The 19007-nt window shown below is 39.0% G+C and carries 16 protein-coding genes; 12 read left to right on the top strand and 4 right to left on the bottom strand.

Going from position 1 to position 19007, the window contains the following annotated elements; translation table 11 throughout:
- Positions 1 to 44 precede the first annotated feature (44 nt).
- Together FGD67_RS06630 and FGD67_RS06635 are read left to right on the top strand one after the other, a co-directional pair.
- Positions 45 to 1448, top strand: a complete 1404-nt coding sequence (locus tag FGD67_RS06630; RefSeq protein WP_257174258.1) for a cache domain-containing protein — start codon at positions 45 to 47, stop codon at positions 1446 to 1448.
- A 2-nt stretch (positions 1449 to 1450) separates the two neighbouring features.
- Complete coding sequence (locus FGD67_RS06635; RefSeq protein WP_257174259.1) at positions 1451 to 2122, top strand: response regulator transcription factor; 672 nt, start codon at positions 1451 to 1453, stop codon at positions 2120 to 2122.
- Between the two features lie 89 nt (positions 2123 to 2211).
- Here the strand turns inward: FGD67_RS06635 and fumC are convergent, their stop codons facing one another.
- Positions 2212 to 3606 (bottom strand): class II fumarate hydratase, encoded by a 1395-nt coding sequence (gene fumC, locus FGD67_RS06640; RefSeq protein ID WP_257174260.1) that lies wholly within the window; start codon positions 3604 to 3606, stop codon positions 2212 to 2214.
- A 104-nt stretch (positions 3607 to 3710) separates the two neighbouring features.
- Positions 3711 to 5366: a methyl-accepting chemotaxis protein gene (locus FGD67_RS06645; protein ID WP_257174261.1), complete on the bottom strand. Its 1656-nt coding sequence runs from the start codon at positions 5364 to 5366 to the stop codon at positions 3711 to 3713.
- Between the two features lie 399 nt (positions 5367 to 5765).
- Between FGD67_RS06645 and FGD67_RS06650 the strand changes: the two genes are divergently transcribed.
- Entirely contained in the window at positions 5766 to 7892 is a 2127-nt protein-coding gene (locus FGD67_RS06650; protein ID WP_257174262.1) for a TonB-dependent receptor, read from the top strand.
- 82 nt (positions 7893 to 7974) lie between these two features.
- Positions 7975 to 9048 (top strand): PepSY domain-containing protein, encoded by a 1074-nt coding sequence (locus FGD67_RS06655; RefSeq protein ID WP_257174263.1) that lies wholly within the window; start codon positions 7975 to 7977, stop codon positions 9046 to 9048.
- A gap of 114 nt (positions 9049 to 9162) precedes the next feature.
- Here FGD67_RS06655 and FGD67_RS06660 read toward each other — a convergent pair whose 3' ends face one another.
- The gene (locus FGD67_RS06660) at positions 9163 to 9543 is read right to left on the bottom strand and encodes a VOC family protein (RefSeq protein WP_257174264.1); all 381 of its coding nucleotides are present in this window, start codon (positions 9541 to 9543) and stop codon (positions 9163 to 9165) included.
- Positions 9544 to 9987: 444 nt separating this feature from the next.
- On the opposite strand from FGD67_RS06660, the gene FGD67_RS06665 reads away from it, so the two are divergent.
- The 5 genes from FGD67_RS06665 to FGD67_RS06685 all read left to right on the top strand — a co-directional run bounded on the left by FGD67_RS06665 (position 9988) and on the right by FGD67_RS06685 (position 15966).
- Positions 9988 to 12078 carry a TonB-dependent siderophore receptor gene (locus FGD67_RS06665; RefSeq protein ID WP_257174265.1) on the top strand — a complete coding sequence of 697 codons (2091 nt, stop codon included), beginning with the start codon at positions 9988 to 9990 and terminating at the stop codon, positions 12076 to 12078.
- Between the two features lie 116 nt (positions 12079 to 12194).
- On the top strand, positions 12195 to 12794 hold the full coding sequence (locus FGD67_RS06670) for a PepSY-associated TM helix domain-containing protein (protein ID WP_257174266.1): 600 nt from the start codon (positions 12195 to 12197) through the stop codon (positions 12792 to 12794).
- A gap of 18 nt (positions 12795 to 12812) precedes the next feature.
- Positions 12813 to 13355: a DUF2271 domain-containing protein gene (locus FGD67_RS06675; protein ID WP_257174267.1), complete on the top strand. Its 543-nt coding sequence runs from the start codon at positions 12813 to 12815 to the stop codon at positions 13353 to 13355.
- An 8-nt stretch (positions 13356 to 13363) separates the two neighbouring features.
- Entirely contained in the window at positions 13364 to 14170 is an 807-nt protein-coding gene (locus tag FGD67_RS06680) for a DUF4198 domain-containing protein (protein WP_257174268.1), read from the top strand.
- A gap of 257 nt (positions 14171 to 14427) precedes the next feature.
- The gene (locus tag FGD67_RS06685) at positions 14428 to 15966 is read left to right on the top strand and encodes a dipeptidase (protein ID WP_257174269.1); all 1539 of its coding nucleotides are present in this window, start codon (positions 14428 to 14430) and stop codon (positions 15964 to 15966) included.
- Positions 15967 to 16053: 87 nt separating this feature from the next.
- Here the strand turns inward: FGD67_RS06685 and FGD67_RS06690 are convergent, their stop codons facing one another.
- On the bottom strand, positions 16054 to 16482 hold the full coding sequence (locus FGD67_RS06690; protein WP_257174270.1) for a hypothetical protein: 429 nt from the start codon (positions 16480 to 16482) through the stop codon (positions 16054 to 16056).
- Positions 16483 to 16792: 310 nt separating this feature from the next.
- Here FGD67_RS06690 and FGD67_RS06695 point away from each other — a divergent pair, with 310 nt between their 5' ends.
- The 3 genes from FGD67_RS06695 (at position 16793) to FGD67_RS06705 (ending at position 18960) form a co-directional block, all read left to right on the top strand.
- Positions 16793 to 17518 (top strand): SDR family NAD(P)-dependent oxidoreductase, encoded by a 726-nt coding sequence (locus FGD67_RS06695; RefSeq protein WP_257174271.1) that lies wholly within the window; start codon positions 16793 to 16795, stop codon positions 17516 to 17518.
- Between the two features lie 10 nt (positions 17519 to 17528).
- Positions 17529 to 18383 carry an amidohydrolase gene (locus FGD67_RS06700; protein ID WP_257174272.1) on the top strand — a complete coding sequence of 285 codons (855 nt, stop codon included), beginning with the start codon at positions 17529 to 17531 and terminating at the stop codon, positions 18381 to 18383.
- Between the two features lie 118 nt (positions 18384 to 18501).
- A complete protein-coding gene (locus FGD67_RS06705) occupies positions 18502 to 18960 on the top strand; it encodes an Lrp/AsnC family transcriptional regulator (protein WP_257174273.1) in 459 nt (152 codons plus the stop codon).
- Positions 18961 to 19007: the final 47 nt, after the last annotated feature.

The following is a 19007-nucleotide window of genomic DNA, read 5'->3' on the forward strand; positions in this document are numbered from 1 at the left end:
GAATTACGCCATAACTAATAGTTAACCAAAAAGAAGGTATGCTCATGACATTGCCATTAAGACTGCTCTACGTAGCTGTTTTACAAGTTATATTAACGTCGTTCATTACTTACTTTTTGATCACCGATGAATATCGTGAATTATCAGAAAAAAATGTCATTATCTTAGAAAACTTCTTAATTGAACAAAAAAAACAAGCGCTAAAAAACTATACTTCTATCGCCCTAACTTCTGTAAATCAAGCTTATGATTCACCAGAAAAAAACAGTAATCAAACAGCACAAGAAGTTGTTGCCGACACATTTACCGGCTTAGTTTATAACGGTGATGATGGTTACTTTTTCATTTACGACGAGCTAGGTAATAACATTGTTCATCCTAAAGAGCCTTATCGCGTCGGTAAAAACTGGTGGCAACTGGAAGATTCAAACGGTGAAAAAATAATTCAACTGCTGATCAAAAACGCTAAAAATGGTGGTGACTTTTATCGTTACAATTGGCTAAAACCATCAGAAGGTAAAAAGGTGCAGAAAATAAGTTATTCCATCTACATGGACAAATGGGATTGGATGCTAGGCACAGGGGTTTATCTTGATGATGTTTATCAGCAATTAAATAATTTGCAAGCACAAATGGACACCCATATTAACTACACTAAACACATTATCTTGATTGTGGCAATGTCGTCTATCTTCTTTATTTTTCTCTTCGGCATCATGGTAAATTTAAGTCATAAGAAGAAAGCAGAAGCAAAAATTAGCGAGCTAAGTCAACGTGTTATTGATGTTCAAGAGGAAGAAAGTCGACATATTTCTCGTGAACTACATGATGGCATTACTCAAATTCTGATCTCAATTAAATACTCACTTGAGGCCACAGGCTTGTATTTAACGAAAAATCAGCAAGAAAAACCGGTTACACTACAGTCGGCACAAGAGAATCTTGCTGTTGCCATTCAAGAAGTCAGAAGAATTTCTCATCATATGCACCCACAAATACTTGATGAATTGGGCCTGTCTGAAGCAATCGAATCTATCGCCAGTGACTTCTCAAAACGCACTAAAGTTCCTGTGCAGGTTAACAAACCGGCGTTAAGAAAACTGTTACCAGACTTTATTAACACCACATTATTTCGTATTGTACAAGAAGCGCTAACTAACATCCAAAAGCACGCCAAAGCAAAAAGTGTGTTAATTTCACTTTCGGTAGAAAGTGATTGGCTGACGCTGATTATCCAAGATGACGGGGTCGGCTTTGATATTGATATGACTCAGAGCAAAGGTATTGGCTTAAGAAATTTAGCCGAACGGGTTGAGCATCATAGAGGAAAATTCACCATTAAATCATCAAAAATGGGTACGATAATTACCGTAAAAATACCGACGGCAAGTTTCGTTAATCATTTTAATGAGTCGACGCTTCACTCAGACATAAATGAAAAAAAATAATAATGAGCGATAAACCAATGGATAATAATAACCTTGATAACCAAGAAACTCAGATTTCAGTATTACTTGTTGATGATCACCCTATGGTCCAAGGTGGTTTAACGGCCTGCTTAGCTTTTTATGATGATATAAAAATTGTTGGTACTTGTAATGATGGTGCTGAGGTACTCTCAACAGCGAAAGCGCTCAAGCCTGATGTGATTTTAATGGATGTTAGCATGCCAAATATGAATGGCATTGATGCGACCGAAATTATCACCGAACAATGCCCTGACGTGCATATTTTAATTTTTAGCATGCACGATAGCCAAGAGTTCGTTTCAAGTGCTATTCAGGCTGGCGCTTCGGGTTATGTCTTAAAAGACACTTCATCTGAAGAGGTTTACTATGCTATTAAAGCCATTGCCAAAGGTAATACGCATTTTAGTAGCTCAATTGCTAAAATGTTGATTGAAAACCCAATAAAACCAGAAAGTGAAAAACTAACCACTCGTGAGCAAGTTATATTGTCCTATGTTGCCCGTGGATTATCGAGTAAAGAAGTCGCTAGAACGCTGAATATTAGCTTTCGCACCGTTGACGCACATCGCAGAAATATAAAAGCTAAACTCAAAATCGAAAGTTTAGCTGAAATGGTACGTTATGCGGTAAATCATGGCCTTATCGAAGAATAACCAACCCTAGTTTTAATTAATGTTAGTTATAGCATAACCCTTTTTCGGCCTACCATAGAGAAGATTTGACTATTTAATCTCAGTTCGGGTTATTTAGGTCCAAGCATTTTTTCCGCCACCACCCACTCGCTAAATTGTGCAGGAGTTAGCAGCTTTAAAGCCAACGCGGCCGCTAACAAAGTAGAGCCATCTTGATGGGCTTTTTTTGCTATTTTTGTCGCATTGTCGTAACCAATATGTGGGTTTAATGCGGTTACTAACATCAACGACTCATCACGTAATTTAGCAATACGCGCTTCATTCGCTGTAATACCGACCACACAGCGCTGAGTAAAGCTTGCGCAACCATCAGCCAACAAGCGTATTGATTGTAATAAGTTATAAATCATCACCGGTTTAAAAACATTCAATTCAAAATGTCCATTCGAACCCGCGACAGTAATAGTGACATGATTGCCCATCACCTGTGCTGCAATCATTGTTAACGCCTCACACTGAGTTGGGTTAACTTTGCCCGGCATAATGGAAGATCCTGGTTCATTTTCTGGCAAATCAATTTCGCCAATACCGCAACGTGGTCCAGAGCCTAACAAGCGGATATCATTAGCAATTTTCATCACACTTACCGCGATAGTATTTAACGCACCACTCGCCTCGACTAAAGCATCATGAGCCGCTATGGCTTCAAATTTATTATCCGCAGTGCTAAAGGGTAACGAAGTTAAATTTGCCACTTGTTGAGCAAATTTAACATCAAAACCTTTCGCTGTATTAAGCCCTGTACCTACGGCAGTTCCACCTTGCGCTAATGGATATAGCGCAGGTAACACCGCTTTAACTCGGCGAATAGCATGGTCAATTTGCCGACAGTAACCTGAAAACTCTTGGCCTAGGGTTAAAGGCGTGGCATCTTGTAAATGCGTTCGGCCAATTTTAACCAAAGCTTCAAAGGCAGTAGACTTTTCTGCTAAGGCAGCGCGCAGCGCCACTAAGCTGGGTAACAAACTGTGACTTATTTCTTCCACGGCGGCAATATGCATAGCCGTTGGGAAAGTATCATTTGATGACTGGCCCATATTGCAATGGTCATTGGGGTGCACAGGTACTTTACTGCCAATAACACCGCCTAATATGGCAATAGCACGATTCGATATCACTTCATTGCAATTCATATTGCTTTGCGTGCCTGAGCCCGTTTGCCAAACCGAAAGCGGAAAGTGTTCATCAAGCTGCCCGGCCATAACTTCCTCTGCGGCAGCTATTATTGCATGCGCAATATCCGCGTCTAATAAGCCCAGATCCATATTCACTTGCGCAGCTGCACGCTTTACCATACCTAAAGCACGAATTAACGGCTTAGGCATAGTTTCATCACCAATAGGAAAGTTAATTAACGAGCGAGCCGTTTGCGCACCATATAGTTTATCTTTTGGCACCTTAAGTTCACCAAAAGAATCACTTTCTATTCTATCGTTGTCTGTCATATCGTTCCTTGTAAAAGTGCACTCAACTTGAAGCGCGCAGCCATAGCTTTATTGAGTAAGCGCATAAAAGCTAATGGCATTCATTCGCGGTAAGATAACTTAAGCTAACTTTTTACCTTTACTTTGAAATAAGCAATTTGTGTATTCAAATTATTGGCAAGCGCTTCTAGCGTGTTAGCAACATCATTATTTTTTTCTAACGAGCGTGTTGATGAATCAGCCATATCTGCAACACTTTTCATGCCTTCGTATAAAGCATCAATGGCAATAATTTGTGCTTTTGATGCCTCAACGACTTGGCGAACATTTAATAGTGAGTCATTAGCTTGGTTTTCAATCGCCTTAAGCAGCTCCGTAGAGCCAACACTTAGTGCTAAACCATTTTCAATTTTCGGTATGGTTGATTCCATGGCAATAACCGAGTCCGCTGTTTCTTTAGTGATCTCAGTTAACATAGTTTCAATTTCTGAGGTTGCGGAACCCGTGCTTTGCGCCAAGGTTCTCACTTCGTCAGCAACTACGGCAAAACCTCGACCAGACTCTCCGGCTCTTGCCGCTTCAATTGCGGCATTTAAGGCAAGTAAATTGGTTTGGTCTGAGATACCACTGATCACAGAAATAATACCACTGATATCTTTAGTGCGTTGTTCAAGTTTTTGCAGTTTATCTAATGCACTACTGACAGTTGTCAGTACATTTTGAATTTCCGCCGCGGTAGCATTAACCGACTGGCTACCTAAAGTACACGACTCTAATGTTTGCGATGAATTCTGTTCGGTTTGTACAAGTAATTCCGATACCGTATAGGTTTTATCTCGCATATCGTTAAGGTTTTCTGTGGCTTCTACCGTATATGCTCGTTGCTGTTGCACTAAGCTAAGTACGTCAGCAGAGCCTGTTGAGACAATATCAATTTGAGTATTTATTTCATTCGAGGCGCAGGCAATATTTGCAACAGTAGAACTGAGTTGGTTTTGAGTTTTCTTTAGAGAGAACAACACACTATTTTCATAACGAGCTTCGATTGTTTGTGTTAAATCGCCATCAGCAACTTTTGATAATAAACTCGCTACTTCGCTAGGCTCACCATCTAGAGAAACTTTTAACCCATGCGCAATACGGTAGACAATAAAGCCACTGATCAAAAACGCGATACTAGTCAATAGCAACATAATGCCCTCAAAACCAGCAGCCGTTTCTCGTACCATTTTAGTTTCTTGTTGATTACCGACTTCTTGATAATCAATAAATTGATTAATGGCAGCTAACCATTCCACAAATGCAGGCCTAACCGAGCTTAATAATAAACTTTGTGCCTGCTGTTTATTGCCCTGCTGCACTTCATTAATAACCTGCTTAACCAGTGGCATTGTTTTACGTTCAATTTGTTTAATTGAGTCAAGAATGTTTTCTTCACTGACAGTCGAGCCATTTATCATCAGTTGGTCAAGCGGTACACGTGAGTCGTTATAAAAGGTTTCTAAGTTATTGATATCTTTTAAAGTACCTTGTAACTCTTGGCTTTCACTAAGTAAAACCACATCACGTATAGCGATAGCTCTATCATGCACGCTACCTCGAAAGTTGATGGCATAGCGCTGTTTAACGGAGTTCATATCGGTGATCACTGTCATGGCTTTATCAATAGCATTGACATTATTAATGCCAATTATAGTGATGGCTATCATCATGACAATCACCGCACCAAAACCGATTAGTAGACGGGTTTGTACGGTTGCACGGGTAAATAAATTTAACATATAAAAAGGGAGCCTATAACAAACATTAAGAGATACGATAACTAAACATTAGCATATAAGAGTTTTCTATAAAAAACTTACTTTTTATAACATTATTTAGTAATAGCGATCCGTCTAAGAAAGTGCTCTTTTAGCACCAAGTAGTCACTTCTTTAGCTGGAAGGGGATAAAGACCTCGTTCAGAGCGATTGAATTTCATTATAACCATATAAATGTAAAGCCTTTAACATCACTAAGTTTTCCGTAAAAAAGCTGAATAAGTTCAAGGCATTTATTCAAAATTTAAAGAAATTAACTTAAATCAAGATAATAGTATAAATTTAAAAATATAAATTGCTAATAACAATCATTATCATTAAGATTCATTTGATTTTAACACTCTCTATTAATGGATTGAAAATGCTAAAAACCAGATTAAGTTTGCTTGCGCTACTGATTGCTCAAAGTGCTAGCGCCGAAACACTTCAAGAAAAGGTAATAAATGATAATGTAGAACGTATCGTTGTTACTGGTAGTCGTATCGTCGAAAGTATCGATGAAGTACCGGCCACAATTACCATTATTAATCGCCAGCAAATTGAAGCCCAACTAAAGGTTTCACCTGAACTACAATCCCTACTTGCTGCATTAGTACCGGGTTTAGCACCTAGTACGGGTTCTTCAAGTAACTCAGGCCAAACCTTGCGAGGTCGTTCACCACTGGTGATGATTGACGGTGTGCCGCAATCTACACCACTACGAAATGGCTCTTTAGGTATTAGAACCTTAGACGCAAGTACGATAGAGCGCATTGAAGTTATTAAAGGTGCAACCTCTATTTATGGTAACGGCGCGGCTGGTGGCATCATTAACTATATTACTAAAAAAGCTAATAATAGCGGTAAAGTAAACGGTCACTTTAGTTTGTCTAGTCGTTTTAGCGCGGTTAAATTTGAAGATAGCGCCGGTCAAAGACTAGAAGCGTCAATCAACGGTACAATCGATAAGTTTAGCTATGTACTTAACGCAAGTTATGAAGAAAACGGCGTCCAACGAGATGCTGAAGGTGATGTGCAAGGCTTAATTTATGGTTTGTCAGACGCCAAAGTACAAAACTATTTCTCTAAGTTTGGCTATCAATTTGACGATGATAAATCCTTACAGCTTACCTATAACCATTATCGTTCTGAGCAGCAAAGCGACTTAGTTGATGTTACCGGCAGTGTTAACTCAGGTGAGAAAACCTATGCCATTACCGCCCCTGCAGGTACAAAACCGCTTGGCGTACCACAAGGCCCGAAAAATGATAATTTTATGGTTAAATATACCGATGAGGCCTTGTTCGATAATACCCAAATTGTTATCGATGCTTATGCACAGAAAATTGATAATATCTTTTTCTTTTCTGCCTCATTAGCCAATCCTAGTGAAGGTTATAGTGGTGGCCAGTCATTAATAAAATCAGATAAAAAGGGCTTGCGAGTCACGCTTAACAGTCAATTTGAGTGGGATAATCTTGAAGGCACTTTTATTTATGGTATTGATGCCTTAAACGATGTCACCTCACAACCCTTGGTTGATGGTCGTAAATGGGTTCCAGAAATGGATATGGAAAACCTAGCTGGTTTTTTCCAGAGTAAGTGGGTTTATAATGACGATTTAATTATTAAAGCCGGTATCCGACGTGAAGAAATTGATCTCGCTGTTGATGATTACAGCACACTGAAATTGTGTGTATCAGCAGACACCTGCTCTATTCCATTGGATGTTACTGGCGACACCTTAAATTATCGCGCAACCACCTATAACTTAGGCATTCGTTATAACATCATGGCGTCATTTCAACCTTTTGCTAATTATTCACAAGGTGCTGATATTTCAGATATCGGGCGCTTACTGCGTACCGCAACCGTTACCGATATTAGCTTAATTCAAACTCAAGCCTCTATTATCGATAATTATGAAATTGGTTTTATCTCCGATATAGATAATCTCCATTTCGAATTTTCCGCTTATCGCAGCACTTCAGAGCTAGGCACTACCAATGAATATGACCCAAATACGGGTGTCTATTTACCGGTTAGAGCACCGCAAGAAATCTATGGCTATGAAGCATTAGCGCATTATAAATTTAACTCTGAACTCAACGTAACCGCAACTTATGCTTGGGTTGAAGGTAAAGACACAGCCAATGACATTTACTTAGGTGCACAACAAATTAGCGCCCCTAAAGGTACCATCAACATTAATTGGCAGCCGATGGACAATGCCAATGTTGCCGTCACATATTTATATGTTGGCGATCGGAAAAAATTCGATCAAGTCGACGGGCAATATGTCGGTGATAAAGGACCAGTTGATAGTTATCATATCGTTAACCTAAGCGGTAGTTACAACTTAAGCGATGATTGGTCGGGTTTTATCGGTATAGAAAATCTATTTAATCAAGATTATTTCCCGGCAAAATCACAAGCTTATACTTATAACGGCTATAACGTTAAAGGCTTAGGCACTACGGTAAATATGGGCATAAACTATCAGTTTTAAGCATTAGTGACAAACCCCACCATTAAGTAAAATTACCTTGATAATTTTGCTTAATGGTTATTTATTGTAGGTATTTTAGTATATGAAAGTTTGGCTTCGACGCACACATTTAGTGTTAGCACTGGTCAGTGGCTTATTTATTGTCAGTTTAAGTATTTCAGGCTCATTACTCATTTTTGCCAAAGACATTCAAGCCTTTATCAACCCAAACTTTTGGCTAGTCACTCTTGATAAAACTCAACAACAGCCATTAGCCTTATCAGAATTAATACAACACATTGAATTAGTTAGCGATGCTCCAATTAAAGTTATTGAACAAGCTGAAGATCCACAGCGCATTTGGCTAGTTAGCTTAGCAAATAATGACTACTTAAATATAAACCCTTATAGCGGCAAAGTTGTGCTTAAGCATCAGTTTTACGATACTTTTTATGGTTTTATAATGTCGTGGCATCGTTGGCTTTTATATCAAACAACAACAAAAGCAACGCCACTTAGAGTCTTAATTTCACTTGCTAGCTTGATGCTGATAATAGAAATATTGATTGGTGGCTATTTATGGTTGAAACCTAAAAAGCCACTCAAACGTCTGAACATAAAATGGCGCAGCAAAACCAAGGTATTATTGTATCAATTACATACCACACTCGGCGTTTTTGCATGTATACCACTGATACTCATTGCCTTCACAGGAATGACCTTTCATTGGCAATCAGCCACTAAACAAGTCGTTGAATGGTTAAGTTTCAGTAAAGTTGAAAACCATAATTTTCAGCATGAACCACTCGATAAGCAGCAAGGTTACTCGCTAGATAAAGCCTATCAATCAGCACAATTGGCCTTGCCAGAAGGTAAAGTTTATCGTATTTATTTACCCAAAAGTAGTGAGCAGCCTTTAGCATTACGTATTAAAATGCCTAACGAGAGTCACGCAAACAGTTGGAGTTGGGCAGATCCAAATAGCGGCGAGGTATTAGGCAGTTTTGACGCGAGTAAAACCAGTATTGCAACTAAAGTATGGAATTTTAAATATAAGTTTCATATTGGTGATTTTATCGCTTGGCCGATAAAAGTGCTTTGGTTACTCCTGAGCTTACTCCCCAGTTTTTTTGTCATATCGGGAATTTATCTCTGGTTAAAACGAAAACAGAAATAGATATCTGGCGGGCTTAACTGGGGCTGAGATAAAATAAGCGCAAGAAAAGTGGCTAAGTATCACAACTTAGCCATTTGATTTATTAATGTATACTACCGTGAGTACTGGTATTAATTACGCCACGCGATACAGTGCACAAATTTTGTTATTTGATGGGTCACGAAGATAAGCAAGATACAATTTACCCGCCACACCTTCTCGAATACCAGGAGCGTCTTCACAATCAACACCACCATTAGCAAGACCCGTAGCATGCCATGCATCGGCTTGCTCTGGAGAAGCAGCAGCAAAACCAATAGTTGTACCATTGCCATGACAAGATCCTTCACCATTTATTGGCTTGGTTAAGGCAAAAACGCCGTTATCGGTAAAATAAAAACAACGGCCTTTGTCGTCCATTACGCCTGGCTTATGGCCCATTTCACCTAAAATTGCATCGTAAAATTCTTTTGACGCTTGTACATCGTTCGCACCTATCATGATATGACTAAACATTTAATACCCTTTGTTTTGTTAATAATTTAATGGTCTCAACAGTAGCTAATACCAAACCTATTCAGTTTCACTGAGTCGGAAGAAACTTATTAGAATTGGTATAACCTACTGAATAAAATCAGCAATACTGAACATCTAAAATAACTATCTCAAATATATAGCGTGCAGCATGCACGATAAACAGTTAGCAGCATAATAATAATTTTGTTTGTGTTAGATTTTTTAAAACTCGATTAAGCCTTGTACACAAGGTTAAGGTACTGATCATAATAATCACTTTGTTCTTTATTCATTCAATCAAAGTGATTATTTGATTTAATCTAGGTTTTTTTCAATTAATTTAAAACTTGTATTGCAAACGACAATCACTCTCATTATCATTACCTCAAAATTAATGCTCGCTGCATTTACTCGCTCAAACTAGTTGATAATTTGGAGATTAACATGAAGTACTCACCGCTGTTCTTGGCGATATCTATGGCAACGTCAATAACTGCATATGCTGACAATAATTCAATAGAAGTCATTGAAGTTACCGGTAGCTATTTTAATGATTACAAAGTGGATGAAGCAAAAGGTGCCATGCGTACTGATGTTTCATTACTTGAAACTGCGCAATCAGTTACAGTAATTTCAAGCACAATTGTAGAAGAACAGTTAGCGACCACCTTAGGTGAAGTACTTACCAATGATGCCAGTCTTTCAGCTGGCTCTAAACAACGCAACCGTGAAGTATTTAATCTTAGAGGTTTTGAATTAAGTTCTTCAAATGGTTATTTACGCGACGGCCATCAACATTGGTCACACTATCAACAGCCAATAGAAACATTAGAAGCGGTTGAAGTAATTAAAGGTCCTTCAAGCATTTTATATGGCCAATCAGGACCCGGCGGTTTAGTAAACATGGTGACTAAAAAGCCTACGGCAAGGCGTTTATTCAGCTTTGGTGCTGACACAGACCAAGAAGGCTCAACACGTTTTACTTTAGATGCTGGTGGCGCATTAAACGATGATGAATCACTGAGATATCGTGGTATTTTAGTCAAACAAGATGTTACTTATCAACGTGAATATCAAAATGGTGATCAACGTGAGCGCGATCGTTTCTTAGGTGCTCTTGTTGTTGATTATGATGTTTCAGAAGATTTATTTTTGCGTGTACATTATGACTACACCAATGATAAGGCTGGATTAGATACCGGTGGTTGGTTAAACGAAGATGGCGATTTAATTGGCGATCGTAAAACCATTCGTGATATGTCATGGGCATTCACTGATATCGATGTTGAAAACTATGGCGCTGATATAAATTATAATATCAATGACACTTGGCAAGTAACGGTTGGTTACAATGAACAGACATTTGAACGTCAACGTTTTGAATCTGCTGCTCAAAAAGAGTCAGGTTTTGTTGAGGGCGATGAATACACATCAAAGCCGTATGACCGTTTTGATGATTGGCAGTTCACCACTAAATTTATCGACTTTGTCGGCGAGTTCGATTTTGCCGGTGTTAGTCATCAACTATTAATTGGCGCTAACTCGTTAGACTATTACTACGGCCAACTTAAAGATTCAGTTAAAGGTACAGTTGAAGACCCATACCCTACTTATTCAGCGGGTAATAGTGAAGTTGCAAAACCTAATGTTAACTATAAAAATGACACAACGCTATCGAGCAGTGAATACGACTATTACGGAATTTATCTTCAAGACTTAGTTACTTTTAACGACAACTGGCAAGTTTCATTCGGTGGTCGTTATGACAAACAGAATAAAGAAGGTGCTGACAATGAATCATTCTTGCCTAAGTTTGGTGTGCTTTACCACCCTTCTGCGCAAGCAACGATTTATTATAGTTACAGCGAAGGTTTTGAGCCACAAAGTAGCGCAACGTTAGACAATGATACCGATATTAACCATGGCATGAAGTTAGATGCAATGGAATCAAAACAAAGCGAAATAGGCGTAAAATGGCAACTTGTTGATGACAGACTTATGCTTAGTGGCGCAATTTTTGATATCAGCAAGATGGGTAAGTTAATTCAAGAAGATCTGGTTGACTCTGAGTTTGAATCTCGCACAACACAAGCCGGTGAACAACGCCATAAAGGTTTTGAGCTTGGCGCCCAAGGTGCTATTAACGACAAGTTATTTATCATGTCATCTTTGATCAATATCGACGCTGAATATGAACGAGATGCGCTATATCAAGGCAATACACCAGTAGATGTACCTGAATGGTCTGCCGCTTTATGGTCGCGCTATGAGTTAACCGATAAGCTAGCCTTTAATGCTGGTGCATTTTATGAAGGATCACGGTTTGCTGATAACCAAAACACCATCAAAAAAGACAGTTATACCCGTATTGATTTGGGTGCGACATATCAAATGGATATTAATGAACATGAGCTTCACTTACGCTTTAACATCAATAACCTATTAGACAAAAAATATTTGATTGGTGGTGGAACCAGTAGTGTAACGGCCGCTGATGGTATTAGCTTTCGTTTAGCTGCCCAGTTAGCATTTTAGTTAGCCTTTGATTGGCATTTACCACTAAATTGAGGCGACATATTCAGATTATGTCGCCTTTTAATGCTTTTCAAGCACTTGAACTCTATCGATATTAGCAATGAAAATCAGCAGTAATGAAACCTTCTAAAAAAACCTTAAACCTTGCACGGCTCATTCACGTCTACGTATCTATGGCGCTACTGACCTTATTACTGTTTTTTTCTGTCACAGGGATCACTTTAAATCATCCCGAATGGTTTAGCAGTCATCAAGCACAAGTAGTAGAAAGCGAACTTACCATCGACACTATTGCCGAGCTTGCGCTAAGCGATGGCCAAGTAACAAGTGAGCAACAGCAAGTGATTACTAGCGAAATTGAACAAGCTTTTGCTGTTTCTTTACAAAATACCAAACCAGAGCTGATGTCAGGTGAGTTGTTTTATAGCATAAAACAGGCGGGGAAAAGTGCCAGTATTGCTGTTGACCTTGAAACCGGTGAGGCTTTTTTTGAACAAACTCACTACGGCTGGTGGGCCGTGCTTAATGATTTACATAAGGGTCGAAACACCAGTAACTTTTGGGGCTGGATTATCGACTTTTCTAGCGTGCTATTTATTGTTTTTGCGATCACAGGATTCATTTTGGCCATGCCACAAAAACGCTTTCATCGCACCTTAATCGTTAGTGTTAGCAGCACGCTGCTGGCCATTATTACTATTATTTATTTTGCTTAAAGGAAAATTACATTACTTATGAAGAGTCAATTATCACACTACGTTAATAAGATGAGTAAAGTATGTTTACTGGCATTTGCTAGCTTGTTATTTACTTTACCAGCAGCAGTACAAGCCAATGATAACGTACCTGCTACCCTAGCAATAAAACTAGACCTGAAGCAGCAACAAGGTGAATATCATCCTCCTTATGTTGCTGCTTGGTTAGAAAATACTAAAAAAGATCCGGTCAGAACACTGCTGCTTTGGCGTAAAGAGCCTAAATGGTTAAAAGACATTCGCCGTTGGTGGCGTAATGTTGGTCGAAAAGATGCAGAGCTAGTCGATGCTATAACTTCAGCAACACACGCTGCTGGTACTTTTCCGCTTTCATTTAAAGCGACTGACGATCAGCAACAAGCGTTGCCTCAAGGCGACTACGTACTTTATATCGAAGTCGTCCGCGAAAAAGGCGGACGTGCCTTACTCAAACAAGCATTTAAGATCGACAACACTGCACAAAAATTTACCCTGAATGAAACCGCCGAGACTGGCGAAATTACTTTTACTGTTACACCTTAGGAGCACAAATGAATATTAAGAAATCACTATTATTTTGTCTTGCCGTTGCTATTAGTGGCCAAGCTAGTGCGCATTCACGTTGGTTATTACCAAGCCATTTTACGCTTTCGTCAGAACAAGGAGAATGGGTTGCACTAGATGCTTCAGCATCAAACGAAGTATTTAATGTTGATAAAGCATTAAGCATTGATGCACTGAGCATTTTAACGCCATCAGGTAAAAGTGTTCGTCCTTCATCAAGCTACAAAGCACATAGAAAATCTGTGGCTGACTATTTTGTTGAAGATAGCGGTACTTACAAAATCACTAACAACGCAAGCGCGAGTTATTTCTCTAGCTATAAAGTTGCTGATAAACGTCAACGTGCCCGTGCTAACAAAGCTGAATTGAAAGCCATGGTTCCTGCTAATGCCACTGATTTACAAACAACTTACGGTCTAACACGTGTAGAAACTTACATCACCATGAACAACCCGACTGAAAACTACGGCACCGACGGTCAGTTTTTAGAGTTGTTACCAAAAACACACCCGGCTGAAATTGTAGAAAATGAACCGGCAACGTTTGCTTTTACTTATCATGGGAAAGTACAAGCCGGTGTTGAAATTGAAATTACGCCAGACGGTGCTCGTTACCGCAATACCCCTGACGTATTAAAATTGACTACAGATAAAAATGGTGAAATCACTTTTACGCCAGCACATGCCGGTCGTTATTTATTAATTGCTGAATATCAGCAAGACGCTAAAAATAAAACCTTAGCAGATAAAGAGCAAGGTGGCGTATTCCTTACTTTTGAAGCGCAACTGCAATAATAGTAAGCTATTTGCATAGACGCTTGAGCTAAAAAATATAAATTAGCACAAGATAAGTTCATTTGAGTTAAAAAAGGCTGCGCTGAAACGTAGCCTTTTTTGTTTCAGAACTTTGTCGGTAGTCCGTAAGTTCGGTCATGAAACTTTTCGCGAGACAAGTCGTCTACTTGTTACTGTCATCGCCATTTAACTTACGTTAATATAGCCATGAAAAAACAGCCTTTAAAAACCTGAAACGCTAATCAATGGAGCATCTTTTGCTTAAAAAACTTACGCTTTTACCTGCAACAATTATTACCTATGCGCTTATGTCATTAACATTAAGCTCATCCGTTAATGCAGCCAATACCACAACACCACAGGTCAGCAGAGTCGCACAAACAACGGCTGATTATGCCGTAGCGACTTACCAGCAAGATATGGTTAATAGTTTACGTGCTTTGGTAAAACATAATACCGTTGCTAAAGAGGGAGTATCCATTGATGACAACCCAGTGCATGTCGCCTTCAAAGCTGAATTAAAAAAACAAGCACTCGCATTAGGCTTAGATTATCGTGATGACGGCTATATAGTCGTGGTTGGTTTAGGCGATCAAAAAGAACGTGTTGGCATTATCACTCATGGCGATGTACAACCGGTTAACCCTAAAAAATGGACGAAATCGCCTTTCGAACTTGATACAACGACCGAACCGGGCAAATTAATTGGTCGTGGCACTGAAGACGACAAAGGTCCAATTTCAACAGCCTTATATGCCATGAAAGCAATTAAAGACAAAAAAATAGCGCTTAATAAACGTATCAAACTCTATATTTATATGGCAGAAGAGTCTGATTGGGAGCCATTAAAGGCCTACATAGAAACCCATGAACTACCACAAACCAATATCACTATTGATGCCGAATATCCGGTAGTCACAGCAGAAAAAGGCTATGGCACTATTAAGCTAGCCTTTAAAAAGCAAGAAATGCCGACTATTTCACCTTATATTAGTGAATTTAGTGGTGGTTTTTTTGCTAGCCAAATACCTGAAGATGCTAGCGCAACTATTGAAAATGCTAATGTAGTGTTACTGCAAAGATTAATACGTAAAGCACGTAGTTACCAAGGCGTAAACTTTGATCTTGAACTAAAAGACAGTACCTTAACCGTTAATGCGTTAGGAAAGTCCGCACACTCTTCTAAACCTGACGATGGTATTAATGCTATCCCTTACCTCGCAGATTTTTTATCAGATAGTCGTTGGGTAAATAATGGCCCCGGCACCTTGGTGAACTTTATTAACGATAATATTGGCTTAGGATTAGAAGGCAAGAAGTTTGGCAGCATTGCCTATCAAGATGATTTTATGGGGGTAATGACAGTCGCACCGACCGTGATAAAACAACATGATGATAACCTAGAACTAAATATCAATATACGACGCCCACAAGGGAAAAGTAAATCTCAGCTTAGTACCGAAATTCATCAAGCAGTCGATAATTGGAATCATAAGTTTGATGCAGATGTGCAAGAGCTAGAGCATTATATTGGCGACCCTTTTATCCAAAAAGATGCGCCACATATTGATACTTTATTAGCTGTTTTTAGTCATTTCACTGGCATTAAAGACGCTAAGCCCATTGCTATTGGCGGCGGTACAAACTCACGTTTATTCCCAAATGCCGTTAGCTTTGGCCCTTCAATGCCAAATACAGAATACACCGGCCATTCAGAGCATGAGTTTATTACTATGGATCAGTTTGTTTTAAACTTAAAAATGTATACCGCAGTATTAGTCGAACTTGCTAAATAAAAAGTTACATCGCTGACTAAAAGTGTCTGATTGAATGTAGCTGACTAAAAGTGTCTGACTAAAAGTATCACGTGCTTTTAGTCAGCATTAGCTCATTTCTTTTAAGACCAGCTTTATCGCCATACGAGTATCGTCAATTTCATTAACCAACTCAGTAACAACCGCTTCTTCCGTTCGCATTAAATGCCAAGAATCTGCCCAAGTCGCTTTCATCATTACCGCCTTAGCTTCAACATTTGGCGCAATTAAAGCACTTAAATCGACAACCAAACCCACTTTAACCCAGCCCTTTCTCGGGTTACCTTCAATAATGTCGTTGTCATAATGTGCCGATAAAATAATGTGCTCTAATTCACCTAAATGTGACAACACCTCGAATGCGGCGGTGCGGACATTATTATTTTCTTCGCTAACTTCCATGCGCCATGCGTTATAGCTAAAACCTAATAAAGCAAACAGCACACTAAACACACTCATAATGTAATAAACTTTTAATTTTTCTTTTAAATTTCTCAACCTGATCCCTCGTTAACGACACTGAAACAACATATTTTATCAACCAATTTACAGGCCAAAGAAGCTTATTAAACTATTTAAAACTTGCATAAATGACTTACAAATCAGTTATAAGCCACTGATAAATTACTGACAAAAAATGAGATGAAGTACTACCTCTCATTGTATTGGCCGTTTATAACGCTATTTAAGCATTTTTCTATCTGAGCGAGCATTGGTTTACTACTCGTTGCACGCTAGTATGCGATAGCTATAGCCCTGAGCACAAGTAAACGATATTATTTAACAAAATCATTAATGTGTTCTCTCTATGAAAAAAGTATGTATTGTTACCGGTGGTAGTTCAGGCATTGGCTTAAGTATTGTTAAGCTATTTTTAACGAAGAATTATCAAGTATTTAACCTAGATATTACCCCATCAACTTATGGTGACTTTTGTCCTTGCGATATCACTGACGTTCAGCAAGTTAATCATGTTATTACGCAGATAGCCCAACAAGGCAATATCAACGTTTTAGTATCTAACGCCGGCATACATTTTTCAGGCTCAATTGAAAACACCAGTGAAGCTGACTTAGAGCACGTATTTAATATTAATGTTAAAGGCGCTTATGCTGCGATCAAAGCGGTATTACCGGCAATGAAAGCGCAACGAAATGGTGCTATTATTTTGATGTCGTCCGATCAAGCGCTGATTGCTAAGCATAACTCTTTTGCTTATAACCTCAGCAAAGCAGCGTTAGCTTCAATGGCAAAAACCACCGCACTTGATTACGCACAGTTTAATATTCGCGCCAATGCCGTTTGCCCTGGCACCATAGAAACCCCGCTTTATCATCAAGCCATTAATAATTATTGTGAAAAATCAGGCGCTAACAAAGTTGAAGTACATGCCGAAGAAGCGGCTTTACAACCACTAGGACGATTAGGACAAGCAGAAGAAGTCGCTGAGCTGGTTTATTTTCTTGGCTCAGATAAAGCTAAGTTTATCACCGGCAGTTTGCAAGTTATTGACGGCGGTTATACCGCACAGTAAGGTCTAACTGATGATAAAAATTATCGACCCACATCTTCACCTGTTTGATCTTAATAAAGGCAGCTACCAATGGCTAAGGCCAGAAAATCCCCCTTTCTGGCCAGATAAGCATCTCATTGCAAAGCACTTTTCAGAGCAAGACCTAACTTTAAGCTCCCCCTTAAGCTTATCAGGCTTTGTCCATATTGAAGCCGGGTTTGATAATGAACAGTCATGGCGAGAAATTGCTTGGTTAGAAGAGACCTGCAAGCGACCATTTCGTAGCATTGCGATGCTGGATATTACTTTACCTAAGCCATTATTTTCTCAGCAACTTGAAAAACTAATGCACTATCAAAGCGTGGTCGGTATTCGGCATATTTTAGATGATAATGCACAAGTTATGCTGAACAATCAGCATACTGGTGCTAACTTAGCCCTACTCGCCGATAAGCAGCTGAGTTTTGAGCTGCAAATGCCTCTAGCAAATACTTCGGCAGTCGATAACTTAATAACAATAATACATTCAACAACTGATTTAATGTTATCTATCAATCATGCCGGCTCACCGACAGCAGATAAAAAACAGCAGATAGCGTGGTTAGATAACCTTAAACGTTTGGCTAAATTCAGCACGGTTTTTATCAAATGTTCTGGCTACGAAATGACAGATAGATATTATTCAACTAACTGGCAGCATAAAATTATCGCCTTATGTTTAGAAAATTTTGGCATATCACGAGTAATGTTAGCCAGTAATTTTCCACTAAGTTTGTGGCATGGTAGCTATCAAGATACTTGGCTTGCCAATACCGAACTGCCCTATAATGCTGTACTGATACAGCAATTGTGTTTTAGCAATGCCGCACAATTTTATAAGTTTTAAGCAACAATACCGACAGCGCGCTCATCGTTTAAAATATAACTCGCAATAGTAGCCATTTTATCGCAAAATAATTTCACAGTTTATCAATTTTAGGTAAAACCATTCCGTTTAAACGCTTATGGATGCATTCGATAAAAAAATACTCAATATCTTACAACATGACTGCACCGCTTCTGTTAGTGATGTTGCCAGCCAAGTCGGCTTATCAACAACCCCTTGTTGGCGTCGCATTCAAGCGATGGAAAAGTCAGGTATTATTAAAGGCCGTGTTGCCCTTGCTGATCCAGTAAAATTAAACGTCGGTTTAACGGTATTTGTCACCATAAAAACTAATCAGCACAATCCTAAGTGGTTAAGTGAATTCAGAGAAGTAGCGAAAGATTTTCCAGAAATTATCGAATTTTACCGTATGAGTGGTGAAGTAGATTATTTATTACGTGTGGTCGTGCCCGATATGAAATCTTATGACAGTTTTTACCAACGTTTAATTACCCGAGCAAGCTTTGCCGATATCAGCTCAAGCTTTGCCATGGAGGAAATAAAATACACTACCGCTCTGCCCATAGATTATATTTAAGGTAGGTCATAGCAAAAGATTAAAGAAGGTAACCAAGCTACCTTCTT

The sequence above is a fragment of the Colwellia sp. M166 genome (genome assembly GCF_024585285.1).
GTDB lineage: Bacteria > Pseudomonadota > Gammaproteobacteria > Enterobacterales > Alteromonadaceae > Cognaticolwellia.

Excerpts from the sequence above, each read along its gene's own strand:
- FGD67_RS06630 (WP_257174258.1), top strand. The coding sequence starts at position 45 with ATGACATTGCCATTAAGACTGCTCTACGTAGCTGTTTTACAAGTTATA.
- FGD67_RS06635 (WP_257174259.1), top strand. The coding sequence starts at position 1,451 with ATGAGCGATAAACCAATGGATAATAATAACCTTGATAACCAAGAAACT.
- fumC (WP_257174260.1), bottom strand. The coding sequence starts at position 3,606 with ATGACAGACAACGATAGAATAGAAAGTGATTCTTTTGGTGAACTTAAG.
- FGD67_RS06645 (WP_257174261.1), bottom strand. The coding sequence starts at position 5,366 with ATGTTAAATTTATTTACCCGTGCAACCGTACAAACCCGTCTACTAATC.
- FGD67_RS06650 (WP_257174262.1), top strand. The coding sequence starts at position 5,766 with ATGCTAAAAACCAGATTAAGTTTGCTTGCGCTACTGATTGCTCAAAGT.
- FGD67_RS06655 (WP_257174263.1), top strand. The coding sequence starts at position 7,975 with ATGAAAGTTTGGCTTCGACGCACACATTTAGTGTTAGCACTGGTCAGT.
- FGD67_RS06660 (WP_257174264.1), bottom strand. The coding sequence starts at position 9,543 with ATGTTTAGTCATATCATGATAGGTGCGAACGATGTACAAGCGTCAAAA.
- FGD67_RS06665 (WP_257174265.1), top strand. The coding sequence starts at position 9,988 with ATGAAGTACTCACCGCTGTTCTTGGCGATATCTATGGCAACGTCAATA.
- FGD67_RS06670 (WP_257174266.1), top strand. The coding sequence starts at position 12,195 with ATGAAACCTTCTAAAAAAACCTTAAACCTTGCACGGCTCATTCACGTC.
- FGD67_RS06675 (WP_257174267.1), top strand. The coding sequence starts at position 12,813 with ATGAAGAGTCAATTATCACACTACGTTAATAAGATGAGTAAAGTATGT.
- FGD67_RS06680 (WP_257174268.1), top strand. The coding sequence starts at position 13,364 with ATGAATATTAAGAAATCACTATTATTTTGTCTTGCCGTTGCTATTAGT.
- FGD67_RS06695 (WP_257174271.1), top strand. The coding sequence starts at position 16,793 with ATGAAAAAAGTATGTATTGTTACCGGTGGTAGTTCAGGCATTGGCTTA.
- FGD67_RS06700 (WP_257174272.1), top strand. The coding sequence starts at position 17,529 with ATGATAAAAATTATCGACCCACATCTTCACCTGTTTGATCTTAATAAA.
- FGD67_RS06705 (WP_257174273.1), top strand. The coding sequence starts at position 18,502 with ATGGATGCATTCGATAAAAAAATACTCAATATCTTACAACATGACTGC.